Origin of the sequence: Ningiella algicola, from assembly GCF_028401415.2 — a bacterium.
Classification (GTDB): domain Bacteria; phylum Pseudomonadota; class Gammaproteobacteria; order Enterobacterales; family Alteromonadaceae; genus Glaciecola.
Genome location: NZ_CP171821.2, coordinates 2578015 through 2590187, shown reverse-complemented (window position 1 = coordinate 2590187; position 12173 = coordinate 2578015). Strand labels below are relative to the sequence as shown.

The window sequence follows — 12173 nt, the reverse complement described above, 5'->3', positions numbered from 1 at the left end:
TTCTAGCGAAAAAAACGCCAGCGATAGTTGCTGGCGTTTATATTGCTCATGCTACAAAATTGACAGCTCTCTAATGGCCAAATCTTCTACGTAGCAGCAGAAGTCCAGCAATCATCGACGATAATATACCGATGCTCGCAGGAGCACTGACTTCACTCACTGAAACAATTACGCTTGCGTTGCTTAAATCCATCTCGACAAACCCAGGAGGGCCGCTGAATATATCAGCGTTAAATATTCCCTCTGTGGGGTCGGTCATGGTTGACGCTAGAGATAGCGTAAAATCACCTAGACCCAAATCAGAAATAGTAATACTGGCAAGAAGTATATCAATGCCGCTTAGCGCAAAAGGCACTGGCAACGGCGGAAATGGCACAGCTACGTTACCTGCTAAGCCATCGCCATCTAGTCCAGGGCCTGATGGCGTAAAATCGCCTCCTAGCGTGAGGGCAAAGTCAGGGGCAAAAAGCTGCGTACCATCGAGCAATAAATCCAAACCAAAGGACGTGAAGGCGCTTCCAGCTGTGGTTGACGCGGTGATATCCAATACAAGATCCTCACCCACATTAAGTGTGTCATTTTGTGCGCTTAGCGACAAAATTACCGAAGCACTTGCACTTGTGCTGGCGGCTAAGCAAATAGCCGCGCCTGCGAGTAGTTTTTTAAAAGTAGACATAATTGTTAATTCCATTTTATTTATTATTTTAAGCTGATGGTGCGGTAAATAATGCATACCAGGCCATCAAGTCGTTAAAGCTTATCACGCCGTCTGCATCAATATCAGCCGCTGTGTTAAAGCCATCCATATCCGAAGTCACACCCAATAATCCGTAGATTAGGAAGTAATCGTCGAAGGTTAAGCTTCCATCACCGTTCACATCACCCGGTAAAGCGTCGCTTGTAAAGCTAAAGCCAACGAGTACTGGGTCGTGATCCGATGAACGGAATACCGAGTCGTCGCGGAAGCTATCGGGTTTATCGATAGTACTGCTGATGCTGTCGTTGTAGTCTAGCACCGCAGGCTCGTCTGCGTTTATGTGCCATTCAAGAACATCTTTTACAAGTGGGCTTGCTAATTCGTTAGCCAATGCATAATCAAGGGAGCCAAACTCACCTCTGAAGGTGTAGCTATAGGCCATTGGACCATCAAACTCACGAGCTAAATCAACATAACCTGCACCGGCTAGCTCAGCAATAGGATCTTCTTTTGCATAGCTGTTTAAGTCACCCACAATAAAGACGGGTTGATTTTCAAACGTGGATGCCAGCCATACATGAAGTGCTTGAGCAGCGCGCGTTCGAGTGCCGTTGCAAGCACCTTGGTCTGGACTATCGTCACCGGCTCCACAGCTCCCACCTTTAGACTTAAGATGATTTACACTGACTACAAAGGACTCCCCAGAATCATTATCTATGAAAGATTGTGCCATTGCTGGACGGTTGCGGCTCGTGTCGAATAAGGGGCCATCTTCATCAGCAATAGAATTACTTTCGTTTAGAATCTCTAATGCGCCAGCGGGTGACACTTTTGCCGGTTGATATACCAAACCCACTACGATTTGGTCAGTGCCAACTGGACCGTCTGCGCGAATGAAGTCATAAACTCCTTCACCTGCGCGTTCGTTAAGCGCCGCAACTAGCTGTGCAATAGCGCTGTCAGGACCGAATCCATCATTTTCAAGTTCCATTAAGCCAGTTACGCCAGCGTTTAGCGCAACGATTGCATTGGCAATTTTAGCCAGTTGCAGTTCGTATTCCGCTACATCATCTGCGCCGCGAGATGTAGGGAAGCCGCCACCCATGCCGTCACCGTTGAATAAATTCAGCACATTGAAGCTTGCGATAGTGACATCACCTTCTACTTCTGGTGAGAGTGGACGCTCTGCCGAGTTTACTACCGGTGCAGCATTTGGCTGAATCCGATAAGCTCTGAAGCTGAAATCAAGGACGCCATTGACGCCTGTAATTGTGCTACCGGTGCGCAGCGTATTGTCTGCTGAAAGCTCTCCATTTAGGTCGAGCGTATCTGGCGTACCGTTTTGTGCATCATCAAAAATAATGCGATTGCGGGCGTTTGTTGCAGCCAGTTCAATTGCTTCATCTGAGCCAGGTGTAAACAAATGAGTTGGGTTAAAGGTGCGCCCATTGGCCACTTCTACTTCACCAAATCTTGCGTAGTTAAATGTGTTTACGATAGTCAGCGTTTGAGCATTGCTGATAAGCATGCCTTCGTACGCTTCAAAACTATCGCCTTCTGCAAGCGGCAGATTTAATTCCACGGCAGCATAATCTCCCATGCCACAGCTTGCAGATATCTCGCTAGGTGTAATTTGGGTTTTATCAAAAAACTCAGATACCGTTCCTGCTACCCGTACGGTTTGCCCTTCGCTCACTGTGATGGGTTCAGAGCCGGTAAACACGAATATGCCTTCAGATGTCATTGGATCAGTGTCGAACTGTGCAGTTTCTTCTTGCAAAAAGAAGCCCTCTAGACCCGGTGCAACAAGCGTCACGCTTGCTTCAACGACCACGTCCATTCCCGCCATCATTGATGCATCGCCATTGCCTTGGATGGCACTGATAAGCGCGGCTTCGTCGCCGCATGCGCCAATATCAATAATAGGGCCGCCGCCGTCACCGCTAGAGTCGCCAAATTTGCCTAAATCATCAAATGAGTTGTTCGGTAATCCGCTCCATTGTTCGCTAGGCTCAAAGACGTCGTCGGGATTGGTGTCACCTTGACGAGTACTTGTGTCACGCAAAAGCGTGTTATTTTGCGTACTTGCATCACCCGTACCCCACTGACTGCCTGGGTCGGTGCCCACTTGGCCAATCACGTCTAAAATCACGCCATCAGGGCCGCGCAGTATGATCGCATCGTCGCCGTTAAAGTTAATTGAACCGGTGGTTTGATCTGCTTGCTCCAGTATTGCTGGGTCAGAGCTTGAGTTTGCAACCACAAAGACCGCTTGATTGGCTAAATTGCCGTTTAAACCAATGTTATTGCCAATAGAGGTGTTGCCATTGAAGTAGATTTCAACGCTGTAGTTGCCGTCTAGGGTAATTTCGCTGCCGGTTAAATTAACAATTTCTAATGCTTTGTTGTTACTGCTACCTTCAATGTATTCAGAGAAAAATACGCTACCGGGCTCAAATTCGAAGCTACCGACAGGGATCTGGTCACCGTTTTCTGTGCTGCCGTCAAGGGTATCTGGTGCATTAAAGGTCCAGTCTTCCGGCACAAACGGATTAGATGCACTTGTAAGAGATACGCGATAAGCAAAACTGTCGCGGTATTCCCAAATCTCACCGGTACCGTCTGCATCTGGCACACCATAAACGTCAATCACTTCGCCGTTACAGAACAGCTCAACCGCATCATCGCCGTTAATGCCCATCGATGAACCACCAACATAGTTAGGCGCAAATCCAAAGAAGTTGGTAAAGCCTTCAGATTCGGAAGAAACATAAATAAAGTCGCCTGCGCTTGCGCTATCGCTTGGGAAGGTAAATTCTTGTCCGTCAGTGCCGCCGCCATTATTGGCGCTGCCAAGACCACACATCGACAGGTCTGCAATGTCGTCAGTCACATAAATTTCGACGCCTTTTGGTACGCCGCCGCTTAATGGGCCGTCGAATATTGCGCTCAGTAGCATTGGTACGGCAGGCGTAGTTGTGCCACCGCCGCCATCGCCACCGTCATCACCACCATCATCGCCTCCATCATCACAGCAGCCTTTGTGTGTGCCCAAGTTGGAGATATCGTCTTGGGGAAGCGCAAACCACTCAGCTGCAACATCAAATTCATTGCTTGAGTCTGGGTCGCCCATTGAAATCACGTCTTGTCGAATAAGCGTGGCATTTTGCGTTGAGACGTCGCCTGAGCTCCAGCGCGAGCCTGGGTCAACACCCACCTGACCAATGGAGTCTACCACGGTATCGCCATTTTTGAGCTCTATGGCGTCGTCACCGTTAAAAAAGCTAGATGCGGTGCTTAAGTCTGTTTTTGCGAGAATATCAGTATTGGCATCGTTATCAGAAACCACATATACCGAGTTCGCATCTAAGGTACCCGACAGGGTAATGGTACTGCTGGCGGTAGTATTACCATTGAAGTAAAAGTTAAGAGTGTAAGTTGATAAATCTACTGGCGAGCTGCCTTCATTGTATATTTCTATGGCTTTGTTGTTGCTTGAGCCTTCTATGTACTCAGAGATATACACGTCTGCATTAGCGGCAGTGGCAAAGCACCCTGCTACTAAGACTGAGAGGGTCTTCAATTTCATGGCTTCTGTCCTTGGCTTTTTATTGTATTTTTTTACTTTTTGTTTGTTTACCTTTCGGCGCGAGTGCATTGAGCAATGGCAATGAGGTAGGTTTGTCATGCATCAATATTGTTTCAATTTCTGTCTCTATTGTTCTGCAATATTACAAAATAATCAACGGTGCAGAATGATAAAAGAAATTTACTACAAACATGTGACAATACTTGTTGTCACAATCAATACATTGTTTGACACCTAGTGCAAGCAAAGGCTGCTAAGCTGGTACAAAATAAAACAGGCAATCAGAGCTGGCAATATCGGCGCGGGTGGTTACCATGAAAAGGGTAAGCGCAACTTTGGTTTTAAGCAAACCTTGCTCAGTATAAAAATACTCTCCTACATGATTGTTTGTATTATCCAGGCACAGATTCGACAAGGATCTTGCCCACCCCAGATGCTGTCCAGCCTCAGTTTTGCCAAAATTTAAACGTTCAATGTCAGCGCGCATTGTGACATCCACCTTCGGGTTGTTCGCACTCTGGTAACAAATTTCTGCGTTTTTACACAGCTCTAAACGTTGCGGTTGTTCAAACTCTTCTATGCTTTGACGTTTTTCAAATGCATCGTCGGCGGATAGAAACGAGCGCAGACCATTGTAAGCGGTGGTATTGGCTTCGTCATCTTGGGCCCCACCCGCTTCGATAGTGATGATAGGGCAAGCAAAATCTTGCTCCATAATCGCGCCTAATCGAATGTCGGTGTAAATCATGCGGTGGGTAAAGTGTGACGCCAATGCTAAATTAGCGTCTGATTTGTTCGTCGCAACGGCAAACGCGGGCCCGCTGCCAGATGTATTGTGAATATCTATTATCGCCTCTGCCTGCAATGACGAAATGCTGCGCGTGATCGCTTGGGCTAACGCATGCTGAAGATGCGTGTGTTCGGCTCCAACATCACTGATTCCAAAACATCGGTTAAGATCCTTTTGCCCCTCCAGCATGCGATGGCTGAAAGTTGGCTCGGTGCTGGCAGCCACCACTGAAGCCACAATAAAAACGGTTGTGGTTTGCGGTATGAATGCCTCCTTTAAGAGCCGATGAAGCGCATAAAGACCCGAGGGCTCATTACCATGCAATAGTGTTGTGATAACTCTGCATCGCGAGGGATCTTTGCCGCTTAGCTCAATTAATGATGGCCCACCTAATTGACTGAGAAATTGAAAAACAGTCTCAGCGATGTCGTCAGGTTGTGGATTGGTCCAACGCCGTAAGTGAATATTTGTCATCTGCGCTTTATCATATCACCCAAGTCGAAACAGCTTGCTCAGCGTCTGAAAGATGCATGTAGTCCTGTAGCATTTTAGCTAAGGCTTCGTCTTTGCTGCTTTTTCTAAGGTGTTTGTCAAAACATGCGAGTTGCCACGCCGCCCCAGTCTGTTTATTTGCCAAACGATTTTCAATGACGTTCATCAGTGTATTTATTTCACTGCTGTCTACACCAACTTGTGCAAGGCCATCTGCGGCGCTTGGTAATAGTTGAGTGATAACCTCGCAAATACTTTGTTCTTTTAGCGTGTGCTGATTGGCAAGCGGCCAGAGAATATTAGCATCTAAGCCACTTTGAGCGGCACGATAAAAATTATATTCGGCATGAGAAAAGGTAATTTTGGGCAGCATTTCATCCATTTTATCCGCGAGAGCTTGTGTCAGGCCTACTGCAAATGCCGCATTTGCCATCATGTCTATTATGGTGGGCCCAGCAGGCAGCGTGCGATATTCAATGCGCAAATGCCCTGAACGCGATGGTTTGGGTGGCTCCAAAACTGCGCGATTCCATGACCAAACCGTGCCGTGATGTAAATTCAGTTCTGCAAAGGGTTTATCTTCGGGCGATACAAAGGGAAGAATGGGGCAATACAAGGCGACATTTTGTGCAAACAGCTCCCACGCGCCCTCTCGCACCCAGCCATGCCCAAAGCTCACCCGCGCGGGCTGCCGCCACTGCGTTAAATCATGTATGCGGTTATCAATAGACTGCTTAAACAGCGCAATACGCGTTTCATGCCATAGTTTGTTGCCTAAAAACGTAGGTGAGTTTCCGGCAAGGGCAAGCACCAGAGGTGTAGTTAATTGAGTGGCGTTGTACAGGTTCGCGAAGTTATTTGCTGGCACCTTCAAATGCACTTGGAACGAGGTATTAGCGCCTTCTAACGTGACTTCATCGCAATGCATATTCAGTGAATCGATACCGTTAATGTCAACAAGAAACGGCTCGCCTTTTAATGCGCTTAATTCATTCGTTAAGGCTCTATAGCGAGGTAAATCTGTCATGAACTGACGCTGCAAATGCTCCGCTTTCAATGTGGGTAAAATGCCAATGGACGCGATGCTGGAATCTAGTTCCTGAGCTTGTTTTTTTAAGTCGCGCAGAAAGGGTGATATTTCATTGGTCATTGCGCTGAACGGTACGCCTTTAGCTCCAACAGGCGATAAATTGAACTCTAAATTGAATTTATTGAGCTCTTCGTTGAGCAAAGGATGAGACATGATATCGAGTAACTGCATGTTCTTAGGCGCAGGCAAACCATGACTATCTAAAATATAAAGTTCTAATTCTGCCCCTAAAGAAACGGAGTCGTCTGAGAATTCTGGCGTGTTGAGAAGCGGTTTTAGTTCGCTTAACTGTGTTTGCAGGCGCTTGCGAAAGTCAATGTGATCGTCTGGGGTAAAGCTGTCTTTATCAAATGCTTGTCCCATATTATTGCTTTCCTTTTTGTGGGTGCTTTTTTTGGCAGCCTATCCAACCATAATATTTCTATACTATGGTCTATCAGCAATTTGTGCAAAACCTTTCACAGAGATTTTGAGTCGACAAAATGATTAAGACATTGAAAGTGATTGCTGTTAATAAAAACCACCAAGATACGAAATTCTGTACTGTTGTACCTCTTCACTTTCAGTAGATAATTTTTGTGGATGATTCCCAAAGCGCAAACAGTGACTATTTATGCATATAGATAAACCTTATTCCCAAACACATCTATTTCCTTGTGCTCAGAATTTGTTGAGAGCGCCGATTGTTTTGTTAATAACGCTTATTTTGTTATTCAACTCGGCAAACGCAATATCTTCACAGTCGCAGTATATTCAACATAAGCCGCGGACGCTGGATTTTGAGCACGGTTCTTTTACTGAGAAGAGCAATGACAATCCCTTTTTAAACTATCGCTTGCAAGTCACTTTTAGTGAGGGCAAACAAGGACTGAAGCGCACAGCACTAATTGATAATAAAGCTAGCTAAGCCATATTGATTAATACTGCTTACAGCTTGTGTAGATAAGTCGGTGTTTTGGAGGATAAGCAATTTTCGTTCATATACACTATGACGCATCATCGTATCTTGATGATGCTCTTCAAAAAGCGAAAAATAACTGCCGTCTTCAATGGCTTTCTCAAATCCATAACGCAAACGTTCTTGTAAGAGTGTGTTGTCACGATTGACGAAGGCAAATTCAGCAGCGGGGTAAATAAATACAATTTCAGATTCAACTTTGATTGGTAATTCAGCTTTTTGGTCAAGCTCAAAACCTATTTCGGAGAGACTGCGCGTGAAGCAGTCGAAGCGTTCATTGGCTAACATTTCGAATAGACTGGAATATACCGGGCTGGGCACTGTCTGAAAGCCACTGTTTTCAAAAATTTCTTTGTCTGGCCAGTGGGAGCCTAAACCAATTGACACGCCTTGATTCACTAAGTCTTCAACGCTGTCTATGTCGGTGAGGTTTTGATCAGTTTCGTGTATCAAGCATAGTCTAAACCCTAACAATCCCCTATCAATGGGTATGTATATGGCTTGCGCATCTGCTTCACGTTGACGGTTTATACCACCTACAAAAATATCCAGTCCAGAATAATTGGCAACATTCGCGAAAGCTCTGCCTTGTTCAAGTGGCTGCGAAGACACTAACTTAACAGGGCCATATTTGTCTTCAGAAAGTTTTAAGATGTTGGAAATAGCGGCGTACATATACGCCTGATCGTAATTGCGATTCCATAGCACAATCTCTTGTACATCGTTGTGAGCTGCTTTTGCGGTTTCGGCGTTTCCGCTATTTTTGACCTTCGTCTGAGCTTGCAAAAAGCAGCTGACGACAGCAAATATTCCCAATACTATTAAGCGAATCACGCGCACAACTCTTTTCCTTGATACCTTGCGGCTTTCGTTAATATCTACGACTGATTGAATCATATAGACTAGAATATACTCAAGTAAGCAACAAGCACAAACTTAAGCAATCACTGATTAAAGCCATGACAGTATCGTTAGATGTACAAAAGTTAGCGCAATTGCGAAAGGAAGCGATGGACTGCAGGCATTGTCAAAAGCTATTGCCTCATTCGGCCAAGCCGATTTTTATCTGGCCTTATAAACCCTCCATCATTTTGATTAGCCAAGCGCCAGGGCGTCTTGCACATGATTCAGGTCTTGCGTGGAATGACGCCTCTGGTGAACGATTACGAAAGTGGTTGGGAGTAGATCGTACAAGCTTTTATCAATCTGGTAAATTCGCTGTATTGCCCATGAGCTTTTGCTTCCCCGGTTATAAAAACGGTGCAGACGCACCCCCTTTAAAACCTTGTGCCCCAATGTGGCATCCAAGGTTTCTTAATACCTTAAATTCACAAAGTCGCTCATCGACGCCGTTTTTGATTATTATTGGGCAGTATGCACAAAAGCATTATTTGTCCGACTATAAACGTTTAACTGATGCGATTGAGGACTTTGCTAAGCTTATGCCTGATCATGTAGCCTTACCTCATCCTTCTGGACGAAACAATCGATGGTTCAGTAAACATCCATGGTTTGAAAGTCGCTTGGTACCGGCTCTACAGAAGCAGGTGGCCTCAATTTTAAATAGAGCGTAGTGAAAGAGCCGAACGTGAAGGTATTCAAAGTCTTATTAGCAACTCAAAAGGATGACTATGCCAGAACCCTTTAAACATAAATTATCGCAAGATTTGGTAAGGAATATGGCGGATTGTTTTGAGCATCCAGGTTTTGATAAACAAGGTTTCATCGAACGTGCGTGCAGCGACTTGGACGAATTAGAGTTAAAAGCGCGCAGCGAACATATCGTTCTCGCCATGCATGAATATTTACCAGATGATTTTAGTCTCGCTAGTGAAGTCTTACTCGCGTCACTACGACCGATGAAAGCGCCCGATACCGTTAGTAAGGACGACGCTCATACAACCATGCTTGCTGATTGGAGCATCATGCCAATGGCAGACTACGTTGGCATATACGGCCAAGCACACTTTGATCTTGCTATTGACGTGTTGTTTGAAATGACGAAGCGATTTTCATCTGAATTCGCCATTCGCCATTTTTTGGTTCAGCAGCAGGAAAGAACGTTAAAAGCGCTTGCATTGAGATTGAATGATGAGTCAGAGCACGTGAGAAGGCTTATATCAGAGGGCACACGCCCTCGACTCCCTTGGGGCATGCAGCTAAGGGCTTTTGTTAAAAATCCATCGCCGCTGTTACCGCTTCTTGAAGCATTGAAAGATGATTCGTCAGAGTATGTGCGTCGCTCAGTTGCTAATAACTTAAACGATATTGCAAAAGATCATCCTGAATTAGTCGTTCAAATCGGGGAAAAATGGCTCCAAGATGCGAACGAAAATCGCACTCGATTGGTTAGGCATGCCCTTCGTACTCTGTTTAAAAAAGGCGAGCCAGAGGCGCTAGCGTTATTTGGGTTCCACCCACCAAAACTAGGGGATGTGCATTTGCGCCTACCTAAAACACACGTTTCCTTTGGTGGAGAGTTATATTTTAGTGTGCAAATAAGGTCGGAAAGCATGAATAGCGAGCCTCAAAAAATTATGCTGGATTACGTGGTATACCATCAGAAATCTAACGGCCAACTCAGTCCTAAAGTGTTCAAATGGAAGGTGGTAGACCTTAAAGCAAATGAAACTTTAGAATTAAGTAAAACCCACAGCTTCAAAGCCGTTACAACACGCAAATACTATTGTGGAGAGCACAAGCTTGCGCTACTGGTCAATGGACAAGAAACTCCCGCGCACTCGTTTTCTTTAGTATAAGTAAAGTCGATTCAAGAGGCACACAATGCGTTATGGGCATCCACTTGTACTTTTCCTTATCCTAAGCAAGGCCTATGATGAGTCGCAGCATTTTAAGCAAGGTTGAGCATCAATGGCAAAGTCAGAAGTCGACAAACTGTTGTCGAAACACCCAGCGCTTATTCATTCAGAGAACTTAAAAGTAATGAGCCATGTGCAGCGTGAAGAAGATGAGTGGCATATAAATACACTAACAATTGAAGGCTACGATGTGCCCTTCAAATACAAGCGAAAAAAAGTGTACCGAAACCTCAAAGGTGCGAGAGTCAACCTGACCTACTACCCGGTTACCGAAGAAGTTGCAGGCTTGGCGTTTGAAGTGATGAAAGTCATTAGAGTAAGAGTCGCCTAGAGAGCAAGAGAAGCGGATGAACAAAAGAGCCGATTTTATCAATACAGCGCTTAAACGCGTCGACGGGTGTGAGGCGGGCAAAGGCAATCCTAAGCATTTGAAGATGTGCTCTAGTCCCTTTGTCTTTTTCAGAGGCAGCGCCCAAATTTTTTATGCTGATCTTGCAAGTGGATTTCTGCCCAGTAGTAATGCCTTTGATAAGGTGCCACTTACCACCATTATGGGAGATTGCCACACCAGTAACTTTGGCTTTTTCAGTGAAGAAGGGTCCTTCGGTGAACAATTAGTATTTTCGCTAAATGATTTTGATGATGCTTGCATTGGTATGGCGCAGTGGGATTTACTGCGTTTTTTGAGCAGTTTGTGTCTTGTGAAATCACACTGCGAGCCCCTTGTATGTAGCAGGTCCAAATCAAAGCCGGAAAATTCAGAGCCTTGCAAATATGAAGGAAAGGCGCTTATCACAAATGAACAAGTAAAAAATGCGATGAACGCATTTCTAGATGCGTATACTGAGGTGCTGGAACAAGGCCTTAATAGAAAATCTAATAAGGCGCATTTTTTAGATCAATGTTTTGATAGCTTTGCGCTGCCCTCTGCCTTACAAAAACGATATAAAAAGGCAAAGAAAATTCATATTGGAGGAGAGCATTTTCTAAGCAAAAGTTCTCTTGCAAAAGCTGTGGATGTATATGCGTTTCCACTTCGGTTTAAGCAAGGGGTCGACAAGTACTGTCGCACTGGATTCGATGCTGATGAGATAAAAAACGCATTTAGCCCGTACTTTTTCGACCATATTCTGGATGTGGTGATGCGAAAACAATCGGGCACAGGTTCAATAAATATGGATAGGTATTATGTGCTTATTGGGCCAGAAAAGGCCACATGTGAAGCTGATTTAAGCCTTTGTCATGTTGTAGAAATTAAGCAGCAACGAGAGGCGGCACCTATTCACTACTTTAAAAACCTACACCATCAAAACCAACTTAATCCCGCTCATCTGACCATCAAATGTCAAAGACGCATGCAACGAAAACAAGACTACGTGTTAGATGAGGCTTATTATCAGAAACAACATTGGCTGGTGCGTTCACGGCATCATGCCAAGGTCGGTATTGACCCTGAGCACATAGGCATAGGTGACATAAATGTGAAGCAAGGCGGTTTCGGTGTTTATGCAGCCGCGTGTGGGCAGGAGCTTGCCAGAGCGCACTGCAGAGGTGACAGACGTTCAATGGATTATGAGCAAGCCATGATGCCCGCTTCGCAAGAAGGGCGAAGCCAACTCATCAGTCTTGCAAGCTCCTATGCGCAGCAGGTCATGAATGACTGGATGTGGCTTTGTCGTCAAGAGCATGTTTGAGCTTTAAGCCATGTTGCGCTAATGTGCACTCACTTAACTGAACC

General features: G+C 45.2%; 9 protein-coding genes. 4 read left to right on the top strand and 5 right to left on the bottom strand.

Annotated features, from left to right (window positions below; all coding sequences use genetic code 11):
• Positions 1 to 70: 70 nt before the first annotated feature.
• The 5 genes from PN836_RS11150 to PN836_RS11130 all read right to left on the bottom strand — a co-directional run bounded on the left by PN836_RS11150 (position 71) and on the right by PN836_RS11130 (position 8456).
• Entirely contained in the window at positions 71 to 676 is a 606-nt protein-coding gene (locus PN836_RS11150; protein ID WP_395338328.1) for a hypothetical protein, read from the bottom strand.
• Between the two features lie 28 nt (positions 677 to 704).
• Complete coding sequence (locus PN836_RS11145; RefSeq protein ID WP_395338326.1) at positions 705 to 4286, bottom strand: ExeM/NucH family extracellular endonuclease; 3582 nt, start codon at positions 4284 to 4286, stop codon at positions 705 to 707.
• Between the two features lie 253 nt (positions 4287 to 4539).
• A complete protein-coding gene (locus PN836_RS11140) occupies positions 4540 to 5550 on the bottom strand; it encodes a succinylglutamate desuccinylase/aspartoacylase domain-containing protein (RefSeq protein WP_395338324.1) in 1011 nt (336 codons plus the stop codon).
• A gap of 10 nt (positions 5551 to 5560) precedes the next feature.
• Positions 5561 to 7021 carry a glutamate--cysteine ligase gene (locus PN836_RS11135; RefSeq protein WP_395338322.1) on the bottom strand — a complete coding sequence of 487 codons (1461 nt, stop codon included), beginning with the start codon at positions 7019 to 7021 and terminating at the stop codon, positions 5561 to 5563.
• Between the two features lie 520 nt (positions 7022 to 7541).
• Positions 7542 to 8456 (bottom strand): hypothetical protein, encoded by a 915-nt coding sequence (locus tag PN836_RS11130; RefSeq protein ID WP_395338320.1) that lies wholly within the window; start codon positions 8454 to 8456, stop codon positions 7542 to 7544.
• Positions 8457 to 8575: 119 nt separating this feature from the next.
• Between PN836_RS11130 and PN836_RS11125 the strand changes: the two genes are divergently transcribed.
• From PN836_RS11125 to PN836_RS11110, 4 genes are all read left to right on the top strand, one after another.
• Positions 8576 to 9190: a uracil-DNA glycosylase family protein gene (locus tag PN836_RS11125; protein WP_395338318.1), complete on the top strand. Its 615-nt coding sequence runs from the start codon at positions 8576 to 8578 to the stop codon at positions 9188 to 9190.
• Positions 9191 to 9247: 57 nt separating this feature from the next.
• Entirely contained in the window at positions 9248 to 10375 is a 1128-nt protein-coding gene (locus tag PN836_RS11120; RefSeq protein ID WP_395338317.1) for a DNA alkylation repair protein, read from the top strand.
• 112 nt (positions 10376 to 10487) lie between these two features.
• Complete coding sequence (locus PN836_RS11115; RefSeq protein ID WP_395338315.1) at positions 10488 to 10766, top strand: hypothetical protein; 279 nt, start codon at positions 10488 to 10490, stop codon at positions 10764 to 10766.
• 16 nt (positions 10767 to 10782) lie between these two features.
• A complete protein-coding gene (locus PN836_RS11110; protein ID WP_395338314.1) occupies positions 10783 to 12129 on the top strand; it encodes a DUF2252 family protein in 1347 nt (448 codons plus the stop codon).
• Positions 12130 to 12173 lie beyond the last annotated feature (44 nt).